Annotated in this window: 19 protein-coding genes and 1 pseudogene; 4 read left to right on the top strand and 16 right to left on the bottom strand. The window is 44.1% G+C overall.

Annotation, left to right across the window (positions count from 1 at the left end; all coding sequences use genetic code 11):
• Positions 1-440: 440 nt before the first annotated feature.
• From U2P91_RS08735 to U2P91_RS08695, 9 genes are all read right to left on the bottom strand, one after another.
• Positions 441-689, bottom strand: a complete 249-nt coding sequence (locus U2P91_RS08735) for a hypothetical protein (RefSeq protein WP_111888101.1) — start codon at positions 687-689, stop codon at positions 441-443.
• A gap of 1,027 nt (positions 690-1,716) precedes the next feature.
• On the bottom strand, positions 1,717-3,954 hold the full coding sequence (locus U2P91_RS08730) for a DUF4430 domain-containing protein (RefSeq protein ID WP_322519460.1): 2,238 nt from the start codon (positions 3,952-3,954) through the stop codon (positions 1,717-1,719).
• Positions 3,861-7,157: a hypothetical protein gene (locus U2P91_RS08725; protein ID WP_322519459.1), complete on the bottom strand. Its 3,297-nt coding sequence runs from the start codon at positions 7,155-7,157 to the stop codon at positions 3,861-3,863. Before U2P91_RS08725 ends, U2P91_RS08730 begins: the two co-directional genes overlap by 94 nt.
• A gap of 105 nt (positions 7,158-7,262) precedes the next feature.
• Positions 7,263-7,958: a hypothetical protein gene (locus U2P91_RS08720; protein WP_322519458.1), complete on the bottom strand. Its 696-nt coding sequence runs from the start codon at positions 7,956-7,958 to the stop codon at positions 7,263-7,265.
• Between the two features lie 463 nt (positions 7,959-8,421).
• Positions 8,422-9,114, bottom strand: a complete 693-nt coding sequence (locus U2P91_RS08715; RefSeq protein ID WP_322519457.1) for a CpXC domain-containing protein — start codon at positions 9,112-9,114, stop codon at positions 8,422-8,424.
• 452 nt (positions 9,115-9,566) lie between these two features.
• Positions 9,567-10,448 carry a leucine-rich repeat domain-containing protein gene (locus U2P91_RS08710; protein WP_322519456.1) on the bottom strand — a complete coding sequence of 294 codons (882 nt, stop codon included), beginning with the start codon at positions 10,446-10,448 and terminating at the stop codon, positions 9,567-9,569.
• A gap of 114 nt (positions 10,449-10,562) precedes the next feature.
• The gene (locus U2P91_RS08705; protein WP_322519455.1) at positions 10,563-11,165 is read right to left on the bottom strand and encodes an S-adenosylmethionine synthetase N-terminal domain-containing protein; all 603 of its coding nucleotides are present in this window, start codon (positions 11,163-11,165) and stop codon (positions 10,563-10,565) included.
• Positions 11,166-11,183: 18 nt separating this feature from the next.
• On the bottom strand, positions 11,184-12,140 hold the full coding sequence (locus U2P91_RS08700) for a response regulator transcription factor (RefSeq protein WP_322519454.1): 957 nt from the start codon (positions 12,138-12,140) through the stop codon (positions 11,184-11,186).
• 445 nt (positions 12,141-12,585) lie between these two features.
• Entirely contained in the window at positions 12,586-13,359 is a 774-nt protein-coding gene (locus tag U2P91_RS08695; RefSeq protein WP_322519453.1) for a sugar phosphate isomerase/epimerase, read from the bottom strand.
• Positions 13,360-13,638: 279 nt separating this feature from the next.
• Here U2P91_RS08695 and U2P91_RS08690 point away from each other — a divergent pair, with 279 nt between their 5' ends.
• Positions 13,639-14,379, top strand: coding sequence for a hypothetical protein (locus U2P91_RS08690; protein WP_322519452.1), 741 nt, complete (start codon positions 13,639-13,641; stop codon positions 14,377-14,379).
• A 237-nt stretch (positions 14,380-14,616) separates the two neighbouring features.
• Here U2P91_RS08690 and U2P91_RS08685 read toward each other — a convergent pair whose 3' ends face one another.
• From U2P91_RS08685 to U2P91_RS08655, 7 genes are all read right to left on the bottom strand, one after another.
• The gene (locus U2P91_RS08685; RefSeq protein ID WP_111888110.1) at positions 14,617-15,603 is read right to left on the bottom strand and encodes a glycosyltransferase; all 987 of its coding nucleotides are present in this window, start codon (positions 15,601-15,603) and stop codon (positions 14,617-14,619) included.
• Positions 15,596-16,750, bottom strand: coding sequence for an FAD-dependent oxidoreductase (locus U2P91_RS08680; RefSeq protein WP_322519451.1), 1,155 nt, complete (start codon positions 16,748-16,750; stop codon positions 15,596-15,598). Before U2P91_RS08680 ends, U2P91_RS08685 begins: the two co-directional genes overlap by 8 nt.
• A 1-nt stretch (position 16,751) precedes the next feature.
• Positions 16,752-17,864, bottom strand: a complete 1,113-nt coding sequence (locus U2P91_RS08675; protein ID WP_322519450.1) for a DegT/DnrJ/EryC1/StrS family aminotransferase — start codon at positions 17,862-17,864, stop codon at positions 16,752-16,754.
• A 51-nt stretch (positions 17,865-17,915) separates the two neighbouring features.
• Positions 17,916-18,653: a glycosyltransferase gene (locus U2P91_RS08670; protein ID WP_322519449.1), complete on the bottom strand. Its 738-nt coding sequence runs from the start codon at positions 18,651-18,653 to the stop codon at positions 17,916-17,918.
• A gap of 139 nt (positions 18,654-18,792) precedes the next feature.
• Positions 18,793-19,827 (bottom strand): S-methyl-5-thioribose-1-phosphate isomerase, encoded by a 1,035-nt coding sequence (mtnA, locus tag U2P91_RS08665; RefSeq protein WP_111888114.1) that lies wholly within the window; start codon positions 19,825-19,827, stop codon positions 18,793-18,795.
• A gap of 2 nt (positions 19,828-19,829) precedes the next feature.
• On the bottom strand, positions 19,830-20,585 hold the full coding sequence (gene mtnP, locus U2P91_RS08660; protein WP_111888115.1) for an S-methyl-5'-thioadenosine phosphorylase: 756 nt from the start codon (positions 20,583-20,585) through the stop codon (positions 19,830-19,832).
• 153 nt (positions 20,586-20,738) lie between these two features.
• On the bottom strand, positions 20,739-22,157 hold the full coding sequence (locus U2P91_RS08655) for a DUF2284 domain-containing protein (RefSeq protein WP_322519448.1): 1,419 nt from the start codon (positions 22,155-22,157) through the stop codon (positions 20,739-20,741).
• Positions 22,158-22,435: 278 nt separating this feature from the next.
• On the opposite strand from U2P91_RS08655, the gene U2P91_RS08650 reads away from it, so the two are divergent.
• The 3 genes and pseudogenes from U2P91_RS08650 to U2P91_RS08640 all read left to right on the top strand — a co-directional run.
• The gene (locus U2P91_RS08650) at positions 22,436-23,128 is read left to right on the top strand and encodes an iron-sulfur cluster assembly scaffold protein (protein ID WP_111888117.1); all 693 of its coding nucleotides are present in this window, start codon (positions 22,436-22,438) and stop codon (positions 23,126-23,128) included.
• Positions 23,129-23,139: 11 nt separating this feature from the next.
• Positions 23,140-24,138, top strand: a complete 999-nt coding sequence (locus tag U2P91_RS08645; RefSeq protein ID WP_111888118.1) for a GGGtGRT protein — start codon at positions 23,140-23,142, stop codon at positions 24,136-24,138.
• A gap of 175 nt (positions 24,139-24,313) precedes the next feature.
• Positions 24,314-24,607, top strand: a pseudogene (locus U2P91_RS08640) (ATP-binding protein); the annotation flags it as partial.
• Positions 24,608-24,625: the final 18 nt, after the last annotated feature.

The following is a 24,625-nucleotide window of genomic DNA, read 5'->3' as shown; positions in this document are numbered from 1 at the left end:
TATAATTATCTAATGTGACTTGTTGTCACCCACCTCGGGAATCTGTCAATTCCTGAGGTTTTTTATTTGCCCTCGTTGCCAAAAACCATCGTTGAACCGGTGCTCCTGCAGTCAATTGGCCGGTTCCTCCAATCGGATAAGACTGCAGCTCTGCTCTTCCTGCTTTTTCACACGCGCCCCCTTTCTGTTTGTTAACCAAACCATGAAGCCCAATGCTTCACATCTATTCTCAAGGTGTAGCTACCTGGAGTATCTTTTTAAGAGGTTGTACTATTTAGTTTTCAATGATCATTTATTTTTCTTTATCTTAATGTGATAACCAAAAGCCTTCTTATTGATTTTGTAGATCTTTTTTAAGTTCTTTTGATTTCACCGTAAGCATCATTTTGTAGTGTTTGTGGATTTTTATTAAGCTGTATCCGCTTTGTCGCTCATAAGGTTTAGACAATCCGCAGCTTATCAATCCCCGCGCCCCAGCCCTCGTCAATCTGGTACAGTCCTTCCGCTTCTTCAAATTGATGGCGGAGGAGGCTTTTTTTGAGCAGATACTCATAGTCTCGGGTCGGGGTGGTAACAAAGATGGGTTTGGGGGAGCTGCTGAGCAGCCCAAAGTTAAGCTCTCCTGCTTTGCCTTTTATGGAATCAAACAGGGCTTTATGGACCCGGATTGGCGGTTTTGCGTTTTTCATTTTCAGGGTAATATCATCCTTGATCTTGTGGCCCAGATAGGTAACGATCTTATCATTGAGGCCAGCACTGAAAACAGGACGGACAGGTTTTTACAATTGTTTTTCTGGTCGCCATTGGAACCTCCAATTTTCTGTTTTTTATACAAAAAAAGAACTCCCATCAAAGCCAAAAAAGGCCTTAGACAGAAGTTCCAGTGTTGCTGTAGAACTTTTATGATCTGATCCACTCTGCGTTGAATCGTATCTGTCGATAAAGCTTGAGTTCCCGACTGATGCCTTGCGGCAATCACGGTAGCGCATCTGCTTGGGAATTTCACCCGATTCCTCGCGGTAAAAACATCACTGCTTTTACCATAGCCGATATGACTCGGCGACTTTATCATCTCATAATATTTAATTTATTGTTGCTCGTATCTTAATCTCATTTAAGTTACAAGGCAATTTTAACATTCGGTTTTAAAAATTGCAACCGTTTTTCGTTAATTTTTTCATTTCTGGTTTTCCACCGTAAACCCATTTTCCCGGCAATAGCGATCTACCTGGGAGCCTTTTTTACACACCACCGTTGTATCCAGACGATTAAAGAACCCACTACCCAGTATCTCAGGATCACCCTCAAAAACCGCCCGGTGCAGAAAATCCTCAATGGTTAGTTGCTCATGTCACGGATCAGTTCCAGTATTTCTCTATTCAATTTTATCTTTTACTCATTTAAATCTTAGTTTTTATTGTACCTGATCTGGTTTTAAGATGCTACAAATTTTTGGACAACGATAAAATTGATCACCTGCGGTTAATCCATAGACAAAAAAAGCAACGGCACAGGTGACTACCCCTGTACCGCTGCCCGGCTTAGTGTTACAAACGTTTTGCCGTGTTAAAAAGAAAGAAGGATTTTATCTAAAAAGTCAGCCAGTCGATACCAGACGGTTCCTTTTTAAACCATTTTATATTTTGGGATGAAGGCTAAGCCTCCATCCCGTAGGGGTCTGTGTTTGTTTACTGCTTTAACTGATTCGTTTATTACTCAGTTTTTAACCAGAAAAGCGGTCTCAATGCTTCCGTCTTCAGGTGTCGGTGCAGCTTGACCTTTGGGTACCACAATCACGTGAATCCCTTCCAGGCGATAGCCAAATCCTGCTGTTCCGGCATCTTCACCGTTTTTGGCAAAGGCCATCCAACCAGTGTTCTGAGCATGAACCTGATAATAGACATCATAGTTTTTAGCATCGGCTCCGGTTAATTCAATCCGGATCGCTTCCAATCTTAATGACCGGCCTTCAGTACCACTCATGATGCCGTCAGCTTTCCATGAATCTTCCCAGCCGATATTTTCTATGTGGGTTTCGTAACGAATCCCGAGATCCACGTCAGCAGTATCGGTCCGTTTGATTTCGATCCCTTCCAATCGTAACGATCGACCCTGGGTTCCACTCATAGCCCCATTATTTTTCCAGTCCTGCCAGCCCACATTCTGGACATGAGTGCGGTAGCTGAAATCAACGGTGGGGATTTCAGTTGGTGCTTCTGTTCCCACTACGCCAAATTCCGAGAAAGCACTCACTTTAAAGATCAGCGATTTCCCATCGGCAGACAGGGTTGGGGTAATCCATTCCACCGTGCCGTCAGTTTTTTTGTGATAGATTTTGTAACTGTTATACCCCTGTTGATCATCCCCCAACGGCAGTGTCAAGGTCACAAAACTTTCCGGATCGTTATTAAATTTGGCCAGATCTTCGTCACTCATATCCGGCTTGATGCTATAGAGACTGACGATTTTAGCATCTTTGATATCCGCTTCTTTCGCCGCTTTTTTAGCTACTTCCGTTTTGTCGGTATCATTTGTTTCGGGTTCAACCTTCAGACCAACGCCTTTGGGTAATCCGACCGCTTCAATGCCGGTCGCTTCGTCTTTTACCGGCGGAGTAGCCTTTTCTAACTCGGCTAATTTCGCTTCGGCAGCAACCAAAGTATCCAAGTTTGTAATCAGAGATTTTTGAATATCCGATAAAGAATTATAAGCAACACGAACAGCAACCACATCAGCCTTGCTGCCCAGGGCCAGTTTGTCGCCAGATGGCAATCCACTAATCTGTCCGCTGACAGCTTTAGCCGTGGCCTTGTCGGCTTCGGTGGCTTCGCCAGCCAGCAGCTTGGCCATTTGTGTTTCGACGGCCGTCAATGTACTAAGATTCGTGACCAGCTTTTTCTGGGCTTCGCTTAACGCGTCATAAACAGCCCGGGCGGCAGCAACCGCATCCTTATCGGTCAGCACCAGTTTGTCCACTGCCGGTAAAGCGGCAATCTGATCGGTGATAGCCTTGGCCGCAACCTTGTCAGCGGCAGTTTGAAGCTCGGTGATTTTGGTTTCGGCGGCAGTTAAGCTACTCAGGTTGCTAACCAACGCTTTCTGAGCGCTCGTTAATGCATCATAAGCAGTTCGAGCAGCTACTACCGCAGCTTTATCAGTCAGTGCCAGTTTAGTTATTGCCGGCAATCCGGCGATCTGATCGCTGACTGCTTTGGCCAGTTTGGCATCATTAGCTGTGTCTCCACCTGGTTTATATGCAGATATGGCTTTATTTAAATTAGTGGTAGCGTTATTGGTGACACTCGGCGACGAAGTCATGTCCTGCACTACCGTCATGGCGGTTTCATAGGCTTCACTGATCGCTGCATCACTTAAGTACGCGGAATTTCCGTTAACCTTGGCAATGGCTTCAAGCAGACCGTCTTTATTGGCCGGTGTAAAACTCATTTTAATCGGAGTCCGATCTATTCCACTTCCGATATAGCCACTTCCGGTTAAATCAGCACCGGTTGCCCAATAGGTAAAGGCTAATCGCAACACATCACCATCGTTTAATTTTTTTTGATCCATACCCACGTTAGGTGTATTATTATTGACAAAGTACATCCAACCGGAATAAGAGCTATAGTCAAATTCTCCCAGGTCACTGCCAGTGTATTTCTGTCCATAGGCATTGGCAACACTGCTGTCTCCAGCGTTTAATTCTTTTACAATGTACGAAGGAATGGTAGCCGTTCCGGTATCAGCACCTTTAATTCCGGCAAGATAACCCACGTTGCCAAGCAGATTCCCGCTACCCAACAACTTTTCAATGGCTGTTCTCGCCGTATCACCTTCTTTAATTGACAGGGTCGTTGGTTTCACATAAAAACCCTGGCCAATGGTGAAACGTTCCACGTCAACCGTAATCGTAATCGCTTTGGGCTCTTCAGTTTCGCCAAATTGGTGACCCATTTTTGTCGGTCAGGCGAAAGGTTATTATAGGCAGTTCGGGCAGCTACAACAGCCGTTTCATCCGTAAGTTTCAACTGATCCTTTGCCGGCAAAGCATCGATTTGATCGCTTACCACCTTGGCTGCAATCTCATCAGCCGATAGACTTTTAGTAATTCCGAAAGTTGAAAAAGAATTGACTTTAAAGATTAACGATTTGCTATCATCTGAGATAATCGGGGTTATCCATTCGTTGGTACCATTAGCTTTCTGATGGTATACCCGATAATTGGTCGCTCCTTGCTGTCCATCAGGTATCGGCAAGATAATGGTCACATAGGTATCTGTTGAGCCATTAAAGGTTCCCAGATCTTCGGGACTCATATCCGGTTTGATATCATATAGGGTCACGATTTCGACATTTTCTAACCCTTGTGCCACTGCTGCGTCTTCCGCCGCTTTTTTCAGATCGACATCACTAATTTTATCTGTTATGGTCAATGCCGTTACAGTATTTGGTAAACCAACGACTTCAATGCCGGTGGCATCATTTTTTATGCTTGATTCTTTTTCCAAATCCGCAATTTTTGTTTCCCGTGCTGTCAATGCATTTAAGTTCGTCACCAGTTCCTGCGCTTGCGAACTCGTTAATGCTTTATAAGCTGCGCGAACTGCCATGACATCGGCCTTATCTCTAGCTTTCAGACCGTCTTCTGCCGAAGGCAAGTTATTAATTAAATCAACAATACCCAAAGCCGTTATTCTTTCCTGATTCACCTTGCCAATTGAAGCTTTTTTTACATCACTCAAAGCCTCATAAGCATCTTTTGCAGCCTTGATATCATCAGTACTACTCGTACTAGTTAGTGCATTCAGCAAATCATTTACCGGTTTGGTGGCCCCGACAATATCACTGGTATCAAAGATCTGGTTGCGACCTTCATACTGGCGAATGACGGCGGTAAAACCCCGAGTGAGCTGGGTGATTTCATAAGTCAATCCACCATAATTCTTGTTGTCAAAATCGATGAAATTAAATTGCGAATCCAGAACCGTGTTGCCGTTTTGAATGAAATGGTCATCAAACACGTTCATATTAAAACAACCCAAGGCAATCATCATCTGGGCATTGTTATAGGCATTTAAGTCATAACCGGTAGTGGTAAAGGAGCCGTCTCCATTTTGAAGGATTGGATTGTCACCACCCACGCGGTTATACATCAGGTTTTCAATCGCTGCCTTTAAATCCGTATTATCATTCATGTAAAAACCGTAATACTGGATAAACATGGCGTTATCCCCATTTGTAAGACTGCTGTCTTGCCATCCGTTAATATACGCTGCACCATTTTGCGCGATGGTTGCAAAATCAACGATGGGATTCTCCGTTGTAACTGGATAGCCCCCACCAACTAGGGCAAGAATGGCGGTCTCTTTTTGCAGTATCAAGCTATTGTTCAGATACGACTTATCTGAAATGATCTTAATCAGGTCATAGTCTTCAATATCCCGGGCATCATAACCGGCAGCGGTGATGGCCAGCACCAGCTTGGTCCAGGCGGTCACCTTCATATCGGTTGCCTCTAGGCCGCCTTCCTTAAGGGTATGAAGGCTGGTTTTGACATTGGCAAACCACTTGTCATAGAACGCGGTATCCCCACCGGGGACATAATCGCCCCGGGCTGCAGAGAACATGGCCCAAAAATCCTGCATGAATTCTTTGTCACCAACCGGACTGTCATTCACAGTAAGCGGCGTTAAATAGGCACTGCCATCGCCGATATATTTCTCAAAGATGATGGTGTTGGCTTCCTTGGCTTTGGCAATTTGCGCATCCTGTTCGGTTTTATTTGGACCGGCGGCACCGTTATCCACAATTCTTGCTTGACCAGTAACAGCGCCATCAAAAACAAAGGTATAGCCATCAGTACTGGCTGCTTCTGTTTCACCAACGGTAATGGTAGGCTGAGTATTATATTCTACTGTAACATCCCGCCAACCCAAATTCTGCATGCTCTTAAATACGGCGCTTTTGATATCGTTGGTTGGATCAAAGTTTATGGTAATTTTATATTTTTCTACCAATGCTTTTTCCGCTTCGCTCAGTCCTGCAAACTCCATCCCGGTTACTTTGGCGGTCAAATCACTGCCGTCATTCCATATTTTTTCTTCAAAGGTTGGTTTAACGGACAACCTTTTAACAGCGGTTCGTATATCTAAATACGGGTATCCATCATTCGTTTCTGGTGAAATATTCCATATTTTATCAAAATCCCATCCAGAAAACGTGGATTGATCTTTTAGCTCTGCCGTTGTCTTACCAATAACCTTCTCTGGCGTATCTTTATATACCACATCACTTCCAAATACAACTGCCGGTGTCAAGTTTTCGCTATTATAATACGATACCCCTTGTCCAGTTCCTGATGAATACACCGCTAAGCCAATTGCAACCCTCCCCTTTGCTGCCGTTGGTTTGGCAAAATCTGAATTTGTTACTTTACCCAGTGAATAGCATTTATTTAAATCCCCTTGACCACTTGCATAGAATTGGTAAAGCGAGACACCTTGTGTTCTGCCTTGATATGCTTCGATTTCTTCAGATGTTCCATCTAATGTATAATTGATGCTGCTGATGGAGTTTTCAATTATGTTTCCCCCAATGCCGTTTGAACCAGCAATGCCGGCAACGGTCATTGTTTTTGTATTGGCAGCAGATATTTTTATGTTACCTTCTACCTTAACATACTCAATTCTTCCATAGTTGGCATCACATAGTGGTGAACGTGCTGCCGTTGATTCTGTTTTTGTTGCACCCTCATTTACAACCACGTTGAGGTCTTTTATGATCCCATAGTTTCTTGGAATAATCGAACGTTGAGCAACAACTTCCAGATTATTTAATGTGATTTTATGCCCTAGCCCATCGAAAGTACCGTTGAAATTGCTATTATTGCTATTTATAATACTTAACTCATTACCTTCTTCGATTTGAATATCTGCTGTTAAAACTACAGTTTCATTAAGGTAACCGGTTGAACCGGTAGCTGCCAGATCGGCCCGGAAGCTTTCCAATTGCGCCAATGTGCTAATCGTGTAAACCCCATCTGTTTTAGTCAGACTGGGGGTATAGTCTGCTGCAAAAGCAGTTAGTGGAAATATCAATCCAATAATCAGTAATAAACCTAATAAAATTCCGTAATGTTTGAAGCTTTTCCCTTCCATTCGTGTTCTCCTCTTTATTTTATTAAAGCCCCGGAATTAACCGGGGCTTTACATTAAGCATTTTTGCTAAAACAATTTATCCTAACACAGTTTTTTATAACTGGTTTAGAATGCGCTGACTGCTACCCAAGGGCCATTCGCATCCAAAGCAGTAGGTGCTAATACATAAGCCGTTCCACCCAAATCAGCACTGCCAAACATGGTAAAGTCAAGCTCAATATTATCGCCATTCGTTAAAGCGGTATCAATACCATAATTGGCATAGTTATCATTATTCAGTTCGACCATCCAACCAGAATTATAATTATAATCTTTTTCGGTTAAATAATCGGTGGTTGCAACGGTGTTAGTCCAAAAATGATTGCCGATAAAAGCCGGTGCAGTAATGTTGTCAACATTGCCTTTGAAGGCATAGTCTACATTATCTGGCGAAATCGCATCATAGCTGGCAGTACCATTGTCATCAAAGAATTTATTGCTTGAAGAATGTCCATCGACTTCCACGGCTTTAACATAATAACCATATTGTGTTTGTACAATATCCACATCAACGCCGGTGGCCGTTTCGGCTGCTTCAATGGCATCTTTTAAGGTTGGATTATCCTTGTCAACGGTAACCGCTTGAGCATTAACTAATGTACCCCCGTCCATTACTGCAGTCTTAATTGTAACGGTGGCATTTACTGGCGTAGCGGCTTTAACTACACCCATTCCTGGCAATGCTAGCATTGCTGCTGTCAATAACGCGGCTGAACCCACCATCACTGCCTTGTTTCTCATCCAACTAATACTTTTACTCATTTTAATCCTCCATAAATTTTGCTTAAACAGCAATTTGAATCTTGACATCACTGTCAATAGAGGGTAAACTAAATTATAATTATCTAATGTGACTTGTTGTCACCCACCTCGGGAATCTGTCAATTCCTGAGGTTTTTTATTTGCCCTCGTTGCCAAAAACCATCGTTGAACCGGTGCTCCTGCAGTCAATTGGCCGGTTCCTCCAATCGGATAAGACTGCAGCTCTGCTCTTCCTGCTTTTTCACACGCGCCCCCTTTCTGTTTGTTAACCAAACCATGAAGCCCAATGCTTCATATCTATTCTCAAGGTGTGTAGCCACCTGGAGGTCTTTTTTAAGAGCGTTTGACTTTTTTAGTTTTCAATGATTTTTCTGTCTATTTAATTGAATACGCTGTCACATTTGATGCGATCAGTTGTTTTTGATTTTATGCCAACACAGTCAACCCTTATTTTTTAATTAGTTCAGGCAATCAGCACCTTGTCAATCCCGGCGGCCCAGCGTTCATCGACTAGATACAACCCCTCGGCTTCTTCAAATTGTTGCCGGATAGGGCTTTTTTTAAGCAGGTATTCATAATCCCGGGTCGGCGTGGTCACAAAGATCGGTTTTGGTGAGGTACTCAGCAAGCCAAAGTTAATTTCCCCTTCTTTCCCTCTAAGGGAATCGAACAGGGCTTTGTTTATCCGGATCGGTGGTTTAGCCGCTTTCATCTTTAAAGTGACATCATCTTTAATTTTGTAACCCAGATAGGTAATAATCTTGTCATTAAGACCGGCACTGAAAATATGGATTTTTTCAATCAGATCCATCATGTCATGAACCACCCGGATGCGGTAGGTGGGGAAGAGCTCCCGAGTCTCGGCAATCTGATCTCCAGTTATGCGACTTTTGCTGATCCGTTCGTCTTCATCTCTGGCGTCCTCGTCCAACTCCAGAAAAATAATGTACTCCTTTTCCATTTCTTTATAGGCCATGGAATAAGGGCTTCTAAAGTGATGTGTACAGGATGGGCAGGTAAAGTCAAAAATCCTCCCCCAAATGACCTCGTCTCTTAATGCTGTGTCTAGAGTAGCATTAATTACCTCATAGGCTTCAGCATTAAAAAATGCGCCACAGGACGGACAGGTTTTTACAATTTTTTTTCTGGTCGCCATTGAAACCTCCAATTTTCTGTTTTTTATATAAAAAAAGAACTCCCATCAAAGCCAAAAAAGGCCTTAGACAGAAGTTCCAGTGTTGCTGTAGAACTTTTATGATCTGATCCACTCTGCGTTGAATCGTATCTGTCGATAAAGCTTGAGTTCCCGACTGATGCCTTGCGGCAATCACGGTAGCGCATCTGCTTGGGAATTTCACCCGATTCCTCGCGGTAAAAACATCACTGCTTTTACCATAGCCGATATGACTCGGCGACTTTATCATCTCATAATATTTAATTTATTGTTGCTCGTATCTTAATCTCATTTAAGTTACAAGGCAATTTTAACATTCAGTTTTAAAAATTGCAACCGTTTTTTAATTCTTTTTTGTAATCTCGGTTGAATCAAACTGGCAATTGATCTGTTCGCGGGCAATCACGGATCGACATGACGTTACAATTTTTACTTCAACTTACATCGCTTTGGTTTTCCACCGTAAACCCATTTTCCCGGCAATAGCGATCTACCCGGGAGCCTTTTTTACACACCACCGTTGTATCCAGACGATTAAAGATCCCACTACCCAGTATCTCCGGATCACCCTCAAAAACCGCCCGGTGCAGATTGTCACAACCATGAAAAGCCCATTTATCAATCTGTTTGACGCTTTTGGGGATTGTGATTTCCCGCAATCCCAGACAGCGCAAAAAGGCCCCTTCTTCCAGCACTTCCAGTTGTTCATTTAGCTTAAGCGACGTTAAACCACTACGATAAAAGGCTTCCCGACCAATTCGCAGTAGCCCCTCCGGAAAGCAAACACTTTTAAGACTATCGCAATAGCAGAAGCTGCGAAAGCCGATTTCACGGCACTGTTCAGGAATTCTTATTTCCTCCAGGCTCTCGCATTCCAGAAAGGCACTGTCGCCAATCGCTTCGATCTGATCATGAAGGCTGATGGCTTTCATCCCGCGACATTGCTTAAAGGTTTTAGGTTCAATGCGTTTAACCGTTGGCGGAATGATAATAGTTTTTAGGCGACAACAATTATAAAAAGCGCCTTTGCCAATCCGCCTAAGCTTAGCAGGTAAATTGATGGTATTTAACATCGTACACCCCCGAAACGCCTCATCACCAATATAGGCAATGTTTTCGGATAAAACAATTCGCTTAACCTTGGTAATGTTTTTAAATGCCCCATAAGCGATTCTGGTATAGGCATCGCCCACCCGTATTTCTTTGCCCTTTAATTTTTTTACATCCTGTTCACTAAAGGTCTGACGTTTTACCTCATCGTGATCAGCCCGCCATACTTGGGTTTGCTGCGGATATGCTGCCTGTGTTCGTTCCAACTAATCACTCCTTTCGGTCTCATCTCTTGGCTGATTATAATATTTCTATTGTACCTGATCTGCTTTTAAGATGCCATAAATTTTTGGGCAACGGTGAAAATTGATTACCTGCGGTTAATCCATTTTCATCGTAACCTGAGTTTTTCCATCGGGATAAAGCCAGACAACCTGGCCGGTTTTTCTGATTTCGCCAAGCCGCCGGGCCAGCTTACTAGCCAGATCCATAGTCAACGGTAAATAGTTGGCCGTTTCATTGCTGGCATAGCCATACATAATGCCCTGATCGCCAGCTCCTAAACCTTTTATCTGGCCATCTACTACCACTTCTTGTTTAACCCAGCGGCAGCCTCGGCTGGCGGGTACCCATCGGGCCGGTTCGTGCGTGGTAAACTGTTCCACCCCTCTGGCAATGTCGGACGATTGGTGATTAAGATTAGTCAGCACCAGACAGGTTTTAAAATCCAGCCCTTTTATTTCATTATCATAGCCGATGCCCTGAACGATCTCTCTGGCGATTTCGACCACATCCAGTTCCACCCGGGCCGATATTTCTCCGGCAATCATAATAGTATTTTTAGATACCATGGTTTCCACTGCCACCCGGGCGTCCGGGTCCTGTTCCAGATACCGATCCAGGATGCCGTCTGAGATTTGATCACAGAGTTTATCCGGATGGCCCTCAGTCACTGATTCGGATGTGACCAGGTATTCATTCAATTAGTTCGCCTCCTTATGCTATAAGCTTTTTTTATATTCTAAAACCGTAACATGTTCGTATTTTTTAAAGACCTTACTGAAATAGCTGGACTCGTTGTATCCCAGACGGTAGGCCACATCGGTCAGACTCACTCTATTGTCCAGAAAATACCACTTGGCCAGCATCATTTTACGCATATGAATGTACTCCATCACGCTGACGCCAAACTCCACTTTAAAGATCCGGCTAAGATACCCCTGGCTCACATTGCAGTCCTGAGTGATTTCTTTAAGCCCAATGTTTTCGGTAAGGTGAACTTCCAGATAGTCAAAGACTCCCATCAGAATGGGGTGTTTGGTGGTGGCTGAGTCCCGGTAAATCTGATCCATGGTTTGAAGCAGAACGTGTTCAAATTCTTTTTTATGGCTAAAATTTTTTTTAGCTTGTCGTAAAATCCTTTCTTCAGACAGGCCATTGGCTTTTACCAGCTCGCCGATGATTTCCCGGTAAAGCATCTGGCTACTACTTGACAGATTTTTCACAAAAACGGGCACCCCATAATACATTTCCCGGTAGCTTTTATAATTTTGTAGTGCGTTGATGCAGCATTCAGGTTGCTGAGTGGCTCCGGTCTTTATTAACTGCTGCATCAGCAGTTCTTTAACTTTCGACTGAGAAATCGGCTTTAACAGATAGTCCTCAGCTTTCATTTTCATGGCTTCCTGTAAATAATCCCATTTGTTATAGGCCGTGAGCATATAGAGGCTGATGTCTTTGTCGATTGATTTAATCCGGCGTCCGGCCTCAATGCCATTCATTTCCGGCATCATGATATCCATAAAAACAATGTCAATGGCTTCTGTTTCGCAAATTTGCACCGCTTGTCTGCCGGTATCTGCCGTGTAAACCGCATCAAACCCGTCGATTTTTTTGATCATTCGGGTCAAGGCTTCCCGCATTAAATGCTCGTCGTCAACCACAAGTACCTTTGGCATCACTATCCCACCTTCGCCCTAAGGTCTTTGGGATACGTCAGCCGACAGCAGGTCCCTTTTCCTTTTTTATTTTCAATGACCACCGCATACTCGCTGCCATAGGTATCCACCAGACGCTTTAAGATATCACGGATGGTCTGAATGAGATTGTTTTCAGAAAAGAGTTCTTCCGGATGCGACTCGGTCAGGATCCTTATCCCACTTTTTCCTTTACCGTTGTCTTCAATGGTAATAAAAAGATCCTCCTGATTTTTGCTTTATTGTGTTTTTTGATACTTGTGTGTACAAGCGGGAGCATATTTGAAATAGTACGGCGCCTTCCGGCCACGGCACAGACGCTACTATCAAAAGACCACAAAAAAACCGCTGCCGCGAATCGCTCTGATTCACGGCAGCGGTTTTACTACCGGCTTTATGACACAATTTTTAATTTTATCTTTCAATTTTATTTTTTTACCAAACTCTTCTTAACCGCCACGGCAAAATCCAGGGGCTCTTTTTCGCGCCAGGCTTCATTGGCCAGCACCTCATAAGAGATGGTGTTAATGGTTGGCACGGTTAAAATCTCGGCCAGCACCTCATCTAGGGGAATGCTGCCTTCGCCGGGAATCCAGTGGCGATCTTCCTTAAAATCATTATCAGAAAGATGCAAGGCCTTGATTCGATGCTTATGTTTTTTTAAAATCCGGCCGCGATTCTGTTCTTCCAGAAAATCGTGGGAGCTGTCATAGCACATGCCAAACCGGGGCGCATTAATCTGCTCCAGCAGAAAATCAAGCAGATGCTGCCGGGAGACATTTTCCACCGCCAGATCGACCCCGTACTTCTCGGCGGCATCCGCCAACTCGGAGAAAAAAGCCAAACCCTTATCCAGATCCGGTGTAAATTCATCCAGATCATTGGTGTGCATCACCATCGCCGGGATTTCAAAATCCTGACAGTCCTTAATAAATCCAATAAACTCGGTGAGCTTGGGTTTTATCTCCGTCCGGGAGGCCGTCCAGATATCGCTATAGCCGATAAAGGGGGCATGAATATTGGTAATACCCAAGCCGTTTTTTCTAACAATTTCCGGGAACTCTTCTTTTTTCAGGGGCCACGGCTCAAACTCATCCTCCCACGAAATCATCGCCTCATCAAAACCGGCACCGGCAATAATTTTAATCCGCTCTTCAAAAGGCATAAAGTAACCAAACCAGGAAAACATACTATAATTCATCGGTGTCCTACCTTCTCTCTGATCATTTTAGAATTCTTTGGCGCTGTTCTATGTTCGATTAAAGAATTTTGCCAATTGAACTGGTAATTGTGCGGGCGAGGGTCTGACCCCTTGGTCATTAATAATCGCCCTTACATTAAATTTAATTTAACTTATATAGTATCTGCTTACTGTAACACATTTTTAATTTTGCTGACTAACAGTGCCCTAGTTATCTTTATTAAATTGCGCTATAATAAAGATATAAGAATTAACAAATTTAAAAACTGGAGACAATCTATGAAAAAACATTACAAGGGTATTCTTATGGCATTAAGCTTTGTTACCCTGTCCGTCATTCTTTATTTTTTGCACTTCTTAATATTTAATGATCCTCACCATATCTTTATTTACCTTCTTGGTGACATCGCTTTTTTACCGGTGGATGTGTTACTGGTTTCAATTATTTTTCACAAAATCATCCATGACAAAGATAAAGACGAACGCCTCAAAAAGGTGAACATGGTCGTCAGTGTCTTCTTTTCTGAGATCGGTGTTGAATTAATGGGCTTTTTCCGTAAAGAAGATACGCATTTAAAAGATTTGCAAGCCGTTTTATTAATCGAACCCCAATGGGATACGCGGGATTACAAAAACGCCATTAAGCAGATTAAGAAAATGGACACCCCTTTAAACTTCCAGGGTCCCTGTTTGTCAAATCTCAGCCGCTTTCTCACCTCTAAACGGAAACTTTTACTAACGCTGTTAGAAAACCCGATCCTGATTGAGCATGAAACCTTTTCCGATCTGATTATGTCTCTGACCCATGCCGAGCAGGAATTGGCCAACCGCAAGGATCTTAACCAGCTTAAGGAAAAGGATCACGCCCACCTGATGACGGATATTGAGCGGGCTCAAAAGCTGCTGCTTTTAGAATGGCTGATCTATATGAACCACCTGCGAAAGTCCTACCCTTTCCTGTACTCCTTTTCCCTGCGTACCAACCCCTTTGATCCCGACGCCGAGGTGGAGATTAAGTAAAATCTCCCCAATAGCCTTAAGTTTTATCAGCGAAAACCCAGTACCGACAATTGTTACATCATGTTGTTTGCATCTGGGCGAACAGGTTGATAAACCTGTCCGATCCTGCGCGAAGGCAATGAGCCAATCACAAGCTTGCTTGTAGTTGGCGACTGCCCGCGACCAATGCAAAAGAGCGAAGCGAATTTCGCATGGAGCAGCAAACAACAGATTAACAATTGGTCGGTACGGTAGTTCTTACTCACTAATGGTTTCGACCGACTCGATGGTGTACTTTTGTTTGCTGAAGACCAGCTCCATCAGCATCGATAAATATTTGATAATTACCGCTAAAATTACAAAGACGCCGAAGAATCCAAAGACGATGACGAGCATCATCGAGGTATAACCAGAAACCACTTCTTCAGTAACATAGCTGACCAGTGTATAGATACCGATGCCAAAGGTAGCCACCATCATAAAAACCGCTGCCAACAAGGTCATCTTATAGGCCACGTTGGTAAATAAAATCAGAGAATCCGCTGCCATCTCTTTTCGCTGGTAACGGGTTTCTTTGTTCTGGGCCTTGGCACAGGATAAATCATTGTCATACTCAATGGTATCAATCTTTAAGCCGCAGTTGGCGTAAACCGCCTTGCGGTAGGGGATCGTCTTGCTCATCGAATGAACCCGATTGATTGCCCGTCTGGACAACACCCGAAAGTTTTCTGTTCGCAGCGGATGGGGGCTGTGGGAATAACGGTTAAACACGGTGTAAAAAAGCCGGGATGTTCTGCGTCCACATTTTTTGGGAGCGGCATTGACGATATCAAAACCGGTGAGGCTGTGATTATACACCGCCATCATCAGGTTGGTATCATAATCCATCACCATATTGTCAAATTCAAAAACAAAATCGCCGATGGACAGATCAATTCCGGCATTCATCGAAAGCTCCACACCCTGGTAAAAACTCATATTGACCACGTTGATGACCGTCCCGGCGATGCTTTTCCCCATCTCCCTGATGACTGCCAGACTGTTATCATCCGAGGCGTCATTGACGCAGATAATCTGATAGTTGTAGAAATTGGCATTTAAAACCGCATTAATTTCTCCCAGAAAATCCCGGATTCGCTCCTCATCATTATAGATATAAATCACCGCCGAAACAAAGTTTTTTTCTTTGTCCTGGATTTCCACATTATCTTGTATTTCAAATTTACTTGCTCGTTTTTCAGTCATTTTTTAACACCTCATCCAAATCATAAACGGTATTGATTTTTCCGGACAGCACCGATACAAAGGTTGGTTTCTCGCTGACCTTTCGCAGTACCGTGGGTCGGGAGTCGTCCACCTCGGAAGCCTTTAAAATGGGCTTCATGGAATAGAGCGATCCGACATAGCTAAAGCCGTAATCTTCCTTTAGATATTTCTTGGCCATATTGGACATGTAGGGCCAGGCGGATTTTGGTTTGGCGATACAATCATTGCAGTTCCCCAGTTGTTCGGGGCTGCAATAACCCCGACTTTTTTCCTGACAATTAAATTTTGGCAAGCTGTCGAAGGATGACAGATGGGGAGTAAAGGTCACCGAAGTCAGAGAATGATACCCGGTTTTGCCAAAGGGCATCACCGAAAAGAACGGCCCATCCATTACCGTAATCCCCACCTCCGGTAGCTTTTCTTCTGGCTGGCAGAGAATGATTTCGCAAAGCTCATACTTAATTTTAAACGGCTCAAAACCTGCCAAAGAAAGAATCTGATTGGTTGAACCATAGGTGGCATTTAGCAGAAAACCGGTCTCATACAGCTCTCCCGTTTTTAAGGTGATCAAAAAGGTATCGCCCTGCTTTTTTATCGACGCAATACGGGCCCCATATTTTATTTCCACATTTTTTCGCATTTTTAGTTGATCGACAAAAAAATGTCCCAGAATTCCAGCGTCGTAGGTGTACTCCCGGGTCAGATAAGCCCCGTCACAAAGGCCTTTTTTAAAATATTTTTCGGGAATCACCTCATCACAGGGAATTTCCGCCGCTTGACAAAACTGGGTAAACTGTTCCCGGTTAGTCCAGCTAAAACTACCGCTGGTGGCATAAACCTGCTCAAATTCACTGTGAATGCAGAAATCATAATCCTTGATAAAACGATTAAAATAATGAGCCGATTTGATTGCCGTAGCATACGACCGCGGATAGTGATACCCCATATGGACGCGGGCCTGGTTGATAAAGGTAGCCCGCTGAAAAGGGGATTCTTCCCATTCCAGCACCAATACCCGCTCACCCCGCTTGCCACAGGTCTTAGCAGCGTAAAGGCCGTAAAGACCGGCGCCGATAATAATTTTGTCCCAACTGGTTTTGTTCGAATTGTTTTTGTTCAGGATCATCTTATTGCTCCAGTGCCGTTGGTACAAAGGCATTAATGGCCGCAACAACGGTGTCGATTTCTCCGTCGGTCATTCCATAAAACAATGGCAGGGATAAAACCTGATCCGCCAGTTTTTCAGTAATCGGCAGACTGCCTCTTCCTATGTTTAGATAAGCATAGGCTTCCGACAGATGCGGCGGAATAGGATAATGAATGATGCTGCCGATGCCCGCAGCTTCCAGATAATTTTTCAATTCGTCCCGATAGGCGGTGGTAATGACAAACTGATGCCAGACCGTGGTTGAGTGGTCCCGCAGTTTGGGCAAATGGATCACCGGATTGCTAATCTTGTTAAGATAGGTCATGCAAACGCGGTTGCGGTCAGCATTGAGTTCATCCAGATAGCGAAACTTAATGTTAAGCAGCCCGGCCTGGAGCTCATCCAAGCGGGAATTGGTGCCGACGACCTTATTATAATAGCGCTTTTCGCTACCGTAAAAGCGATACATCCGAAAGGCCTGATTAAGCTCGGCGCTGTTGGTGGTAATGGCACCGCCGTCACCAAAAGCACCAAGATTTTTTGATGGATAAAAGCTGAAACAGCCAATATCGCCAAACGAACCGGTAACCTGACCCTGATAGCTTGCGCCATGGCTTTGGGCACAATCTTCCACCAGCCGGAGATTATGTTTTCTGGCAATGGCCACAATCTTGTCCATTTCACAGCTGGTTCCGTAAAGGTGTACCACCAGAATGGCCTTGGTCTTTTTGGTGATCTTTGCTTCAATTTTATCCGCATCGATACTATGGTAAGCGTCCGGCTCGACAAAAACCGGGGTGGCATCGTTAATGGTGATCCCCATCACGCTGGCAATATAAGTGTTTGCCTGAACGATGACCTCGTCTCCGGCGCCAATGCCCAAAACACGAAAAGAAAGCCACAGGGCATCTAAACAGTTCCCCAGGCCAACGCAGTAATGGGTGCCGATATAGTTTGCAAAATCTTTTTCAAAGCGTTCTACTTCATTCCCGAGAATATAGTTGCCGCTTCTTAGAATTTCCAACGCTTTATTTTCGTATTCCTGCTGGTGTTCTTCAAAATGCCGTAGTAAATTATTTGCTGGTACCTTCATCTTGCCTCCTCCGTTGTCAGGATTTGTCTCGCGATTTTAATTGAAATTTTTTTAATTCAATTTTTTCTGACGATCTTCTTTAATAAATTCTGACTTTAAAAATTTGATCCGCTTGAGATAGGATACCACAGTTTTAATAACCTTTACCTTAGTATCATAATCATCTTCCCAAATCACCGGAATATCGTGGACTTCGATGCCCTGACGCTCGGCTCGCAGCAACAGCTCAACGCAATAAAACCAGCCATTGTCCTGGCTGGAAGCGGCAATCAAGTCATCAAAGGTTTCTTTCCGGTAAAAATCAAAGCCGCAGAGAGCATCGGTGAACTTATTTCTAAAAACCACATGCAAGAGTCCATTTAATCCCCGGGAGGTAAATTCGCGGGATGGTTTACGACCAACCACCATGGAAGCTTGCATCAGCCGGGAGCCTTTAATGATCTGCACCTCAGGCTGGTTTTCAAAAATTTCTTTCACATCCTCGAGATGCACAATTTTGGTGGAAAGATCAATGTCCATATAGCCGATAATATCACAGCTGTTATCCGCCGCTCCGGTTCGCAGGGCAACCCCAACCCCCCGCTCGGGTGTTTTTAGATAATGGACCTCTTTGTACGTTTGACACAATCGTCGGCTGATGGCCTCGGTGGCGTCGGTGGAGCCATTATCAATGATGGTTAGTTGATAATCAAAAGGCTTGTTTTTTTTGAGGAAAACCAGGGTTTTTAAAATTCCCTTTTCCAGTCGCCGCTCTTCATCGAGAACGGGAAATAATATATTTACTTTCATGATTCATCCTTTAGCTTTATTGTTTTGTTGCTATATACATTGGATTAAAGAATTTTACAAATTGAACCTGTGCAGTCTGATCCCCTGGTCATTAATAATCGCCCCTACTTAATGCTAATTTTACTTATATATTATTCATTCACGATTCTTTTAGTTTGGGAATATTGATATCATAGGGCGGGTAAACCACCCCTTTTTCAGTGATGATCGCGGTGACATTCTGGTGCGGAGTGACATCAAAGGCCGGATTTTCCATGGTCACCCCATCCGGTGCCACTTGAACCCCGCCAATATGGCTGATCTCCCGGCAATCCCGCTGCTCAATGACGATCTCATCTCCGGATTTCATGGCAAAATCAATGGTCGAGGTGGGCGCTGCTACATACATCGGGATGCCATGGGCCTTAGCCAATACCGCAACCGAATAGGTGCCGATCTTATTGGCCACATCACCATTAGAAGCAATCCGATCTGCTCCCACAATAACACCGTCAATTTTGCCCTGCTTCATCATCCAACCGGCCATGTTATCCGTAATCAGGGTTACCGGAATGCCGTCAGCGTGAAGCTCATAAGCCGTCAACCGGGCACCCTGTAGAAAAGGTCGGGTTTCGTCGGCGTAGACGGAAATGTTTTTACCCGCTTCATGGGCTGCCCGAATCACACCCAGGGCTGTCCCGTAATCAGCCGTCGCCAAAGCACCGGCATTACAGTGGGTCAGGATGGTATCATTTTGATGGATCAACTCGGCGCCATGCCTGCCCATGTCACGACACATCTGAATGTCTTCAGCACAGATAGCTTGGGCTTCATTTTTTAATATCGCAACCAGCTCTACCGGTTCTTTATCGGCATTGGCCACCATCACATCTTCCATCCGCTTAATGGCCCAGAATAAATTTACGGCGGTGGGGCGGGTGGACGCCAGTAATACGCAAACTTCTTTCATTTTATCATAAAAAACGTCTTTTGGTTCATTTTCATATTCCAAAGCACCAAAATAAACACCGTAGCCAGCGGTTACCCCGATGGCCGGTGCGCCTCGAACGATCATATCGACAATGGCTTTGGCAATTTTCCGATAATCGGTATAAGAATGGACAATAAACTCGGTGGGAAGCTTGGTCTGGTCAATCAGCTTAAGCTCCCCATCTTCTAAATAAACGGGTTTCAAGCCTACACCTCTAACTTGTCGATGAGCTTAAAGATCAGCGCTTTTACTTTTTCGGTATTTTCATTTAAAACCCGGATGACATCCTCGTTAGTTACCGGTTTAATCTCCGGATGATCTTCCAGTCCGGCATCATAATCTGTCACCAGGGCAATGTTCACCACCGGTATTTCCTGTTCCATACAAAGATAGCCTTCGGGATACTGGGTCATATTAACGACATCGGCACCCATCATCGCAAACATCCGGCTTTCGGCCACGGTTGAAAAGCGAGGCCCGTTAATAATCACCACGGTACCACCAAAATGGGCGGTAATTCCACACTCTTTCGCCGCTTCCATGGCCAGCACTCTGAGCTTCTGGTCATAGGGATGAGCCGAGCTGATATGGTTGACCTTTGGTTTTTCAAAGAAAGTATCTTTACGGCCGGAGGTCATATTGATAAACTGATCGGTTACCACAAAATCGCCGGGTTTGATCTCAAATTTAAGACTGCCCACACAACAAGGTGAAATAATCGCTTTTACACCCAGGCTTTTTAAGGCGTATATATTGGCCCGGTAATTAATTTCTGAAGGGTTCAAGGTATGTTCTTTTCCATGTCGTGGCAAAAATGCCACCGTTTTTTCGCCTACCTTGACCAGGCTGATGTCATCCGAAGGTTTACCATAAGGGGTATCCACTTCAATTTTCTTCACGTCTGCACTTAATTCATAGAGACCTGAACCACCAATAACGCCAATATCTGCTGAATAATACATGATTTCTCTCCTTCTAATTGTTTAAGTATTTCACACGACTCTCTTTTACTATATTATCTGTTTATTAATATGACAACTGCTTTAGCGCAAATTAGATTGTGCCCGAAACGGCAAAATTCCATCCCAAACACAATCTAGATTGTCACCATTATTTTATTCAGGAATGTTAAGGGTGGACAGAGTCGATTTTTTGACGATCGGTTCATCCTCATCATCAAGTAGGGCTTTAAAACCAAGCCACTGATATTTGGAATCATCCTCTTCTTCGACTGGTTCTTCTTCAGTCGGCTCTTCTTCGACTGGTTTTTCCTCAACTGGCTCTTCAACTACCGCCAAATTTTCGGCCGGTTCCTTAGTCCTTTTGTCATTCACCGTCAGTTCCGCTTCGGTTTGATCATAATACGGGGTGCAATCATCTTCTAGTGCAACTTCGATGTTTGCAACTGGTTCTTCTTTTGCCGCCGGTACCGCTTCACCCTCCAGAATCAGCTCGGTCATTTTCGGGATCGGACGTTTAACTATTTCATCGTCGTCAAGAGCGGCTTTAAAGCCCAACCATTGATACTGGGTATCATCCTCTTCTTTCGCAATTTGTGCCTCTTCCGGTTCAGGTGTCTGTGCTACTGTCGCCGCTTCTTCTGGTTTGACTTCCGGGGCGGACTCTTCATCATAGATTTTTTGAGCTTCCACTTCTTCCGTCGTTTTTTGTGGAATCGGTTCTTCGACACCTTGCATGGTGACTGTGTAGCCCATTTTCATGGCTACTTCTTCGGGATTTTTATCAGCTTTGTAGCCAACCCAGCTTTTCTGCGGTCGATAAGGGGGAATCTCATCATCGATGATTATTGCCTTAGCCTTAACTGCGGCACTTCCACCGTGGATGGTTTCTTCCGGTTTGATAGTTTCTGAGGTATGAAATTCCATCGCCGGATTTCTTTGATCTTTCTTTTCCCAGCTTTTCTTTTTATCCGGGAAATATTTTTTGAGAATCGCCTTGGGAATTTCTTCATTGCAGAGGATCGCCGATACGGAAGTCAGCACCTCCGGTAAGCGGTAGGTGTCTCCCCATTTCATCGACATACCCACCTCATATTTTAGCAGATCCGCGACATTAAAACCTAAAGACTCCAATGAAAAACGCATCAGGCTCGGGTTACGGCAGGGCTTGTTTGTTTTTCTGGCACACTCCATCCCCTGGGTTTCACAAATCGGGCAATTACCGGGTATCAGACCCATGGCACCATCCACTTCGTTTTCAATTTCCAGCAGGGTTTTCCAGGTCATCACCTTAATGGCCTGAAGTTTATCGGTGCTATAGTTTTTAACCGCTTCCGGATCACGGACATTTCTTAAATCCTCTCGAGGAACCTCGAATTGTCTGCCAATAATATGCATATATTTAAACTGTTTTAAAAAGATTACTTCATCAAATGCGTAGGTGGGACAGGACCAGTACTTAGAAAAGTTTGGACATGCCTTGCAATAGCCCAGTGTTTTTTCGCGATTGAAATACTCTTCCATTAAGTACTCCACTCGTTTTGCTCCCAGGCTAAGTTTGTTTTTCAATTCCATTCGTTTACATCCCTTCTCAATCAATCTGAAGATCAATCAACCAATTATGTATCATTATATTTAATTAATTGTTAAGATAAGTTACCGAACCAAAGATAAAATTCACCTATTTTAGGCTCTTGCCCTATTCTACATCGATTTACCCATTTCTTCAATTAAACTTTTTGTCCAATTCGGGTATTTTTCTCCATTTTCACGAATTAACAAAATATTACCTGTTTTTTTATAAATTTAAAGCTTATAATTAAAGGAGTAATTTTTTGAAGGGAGATTAATGAATGGAATATTCTCACGAAATTAAAAGCATGTGTGTCGTTGGAAATAACGCAAATCATGGCTGTGCACCAATCCCAGAGGAGGGAAAATGGGTTCAGGCAAAAGACGTAACTGACATCTCAGGGTTAACCCATGGTATTGGCTGGTGTGCCCCGCAACAAGGCGCCTGTAAACTAACACTTAATGTAAAGGATGGCATCATCGAGGAATGTCTGATTGAAACCATCGGATGTTCAGGAATGACGCATTCCGCTTCAATGGCCTCTGAAATCATGCCAGGCAAAACAATTTTAGAAGCACTTAACACCGATTTAGTTTGTGATGCAATTAACACCGCAATGCGGGAATTGTTTTTACAGATCGTATATGGTCGTACTCAAACGGCATTCTCCGAAGGCGGACTCCCCATCGGAGCCGGACTAGAAGATTTAGGTAAAGGTTTGCGAAGCCAGGTTGGGACTACCTATGGTACCCTTGCCAAAGGACCGCGCTACCTTGAAATTGCCGAAGGTTATATCCAGAAATTGGCGTTAAACAAAAATGACGAGATTGTTGGTTACTCCTTCGTCCATCTTGGAAAAATGATGGAAAGTATCAATAACGGTGTTGAGCCAGCAGCCGCTTTGGAAAAAGCCTCTGGTAAATACGGACAATTCGACGATGCTGTCAAATACATTGATCCAAGAAAAGAATAGGAGGAAATCACATGGCATTATTTGAAAGTTATGAAAGAAGAATCGCTAAAATTGAAGAAGTTTTAGCTGCCAACGGCATTGCCTCTTTAGAAGAAGCAAAGGCGATCTGTGATGAAAAAAGCATTGATGTGGCTGAAATTGTTAGAAGCATTCAACCCATCTGTTTTGATAACGCCTGTTGGGCTTACACCTTAGGTGCTGCTCTGGCGATTAAACGCGGTATTACCAATGCTGCCGACGCATCTGAAGTAATCGGTGAAGGCTTACAGGCTTTCTGTATTCCCGGTTCGGTTGCCGAACAACGTAAGGTTGGTTTAGGTCACGGTAACTTAGGCGCAATGCTGCTACGAGAAGAAACCGAATGTTTCGCTTTCGTCGCCGGACATGAATCTTTTGCTGCTGCTGAAGGTGCCATCGGTATCGCCCGCTCGGCCAACAAGGTTCGGATCAAACCACTCCGGGTTATCTTAAACGGTTTGGGAAAAGACGCCGCTCTGATTATTTCTCGAGTCAACGGCTTTACCTATGTTAAAACCGATTATGATTTTAAAACCGGCGCACTCAACATCGTCTCAAAAACACCGTATTCAGACGGCGAACGAGCTGCTGTTAACTGCTACGGCTGCAACGACGTGCAAGAAGGCGTTGCCATCATGCATCACGAAGGGGTACATGTTTCCATCACCGGAAACTCGACCAACCCGACCCGTTTCCAACACCCTGTTGCCGGCACCTATAAAAAGGAAGCCCTGGAACAAGGCAAAAAATATTTCTCCGTTGCCTCCGGCGGCGGTACCGGCCGTACTCTGCATCCTGATAATATGGGAGCAGGCCCAGCTTCCTACGGGATGACCGACACCATGGGACGAATGCACTCCGATGCCCAATTCGCCGGTTCTTCATCTGTTCCCGCCCATGTTGAAATGATGGGACTAATTGGAATGGGTAACAACCCAATGGTTGGCGCGACAGTATCTGTTGCGGTGGCGATTGAGGAAGCAAGTAAGTAGGCTATAGCCCCATTTATTACGGTATCATGCGATTTCAGGCAAGTTCAATTTAGATCATTTGAAGTCGTAAGACACAAATTTTGTAAATGAAACCCCAGGTTTTTAAGCTTGGGGTTTCTTATTTAATATACATGGTGTCTAGGGTCCATCGAGTCCAGAAACGAAAGCTAGGGACTTACTGGAGATTATCCATGCCCGTCATAAAAAAGTTTCCACGATTTTCTGCTCCCAGTTTGCTCCACTCGGCTGGTACAGCAAATTTCCTGAAGCAACTGTCGCCGATGCCATACTTGATCGGATTATTCACAATTCACACAGCATCGAAATTCAGTATATTGACAAGGAGCATGATCGCTCCATGCGGGAAATTTATGGTATTGTGAGTATTTCGGTCGAAACTTCCAACCGAACTGATTATTTCACGCTAAGAGTACCGCCAGTACACGCTAATGATACTGGCAGTACTTGAGATGATACCATTGGTTCA

Origin of the sequence: Acetobacterium sp. K1/6 (assembly GCF_034438075.1) — a bacterium.
Lineage (GTDB): Bacteria > Bacillota > Clostridia > Eubacteriales > Eubacteriaceae > Acetobacterium > Acetobacterium carbinolicum.
Note: the sequence above shows the minus strand (reverse complement) of the source record. Positions and strands in the feature narration are given on the sequence as shown.